Raw genomic sequence first — 278 nt, 5'->3', positions numbered from 1 at the left:
GCATTAGATAACGTAAAAAAACGTATTTCTCTAACTGTTAAGATAGTTAATGATGGTTCTTCAGAACATGAACTTTTAGAATTAAAGAAAATAATTACCAATTTTAATACATTGAGTATCGAATTGTTAACAAAGCCTAATGGTGGTGTGTCAAGTGCAAGAAATTTGGGCCTTAAAGGTGTAGTTAGTGATTATATTTACTTCTTAGATGCTGATGATACTTTGTTACCTAACTTCTTTTCTTACGTAGCAGAGCCGCCCACATCGGTAAATATGTA

General features: G+C 32.0%; 1 protein-coding gene. It reads left to right on the top strand.

The genetic code is table 11. The features are described 5' to 3' along the window. The coding region (locus BCT81_RS04780) for a glycosyltransferase (RefSeq protein ID WP_133152550.1) at positions 1-278 on the top strand (278 nt) is incomplete at both ends.

This window comes from Vibrio sp. 10N.261.52.A1, from assembly GCF_002876325.1.
Lineage (GTDB): Bacteria > Pseudomonadota > Gammaproteobacteria > Enterobacterales > Vibrionaceae > Vibrio > Vibrio chagasii.
Note: the sequence above shows the minus strand (reverse complement) of the source record. Positions and strands in the feature narration are given on the sequence as shown.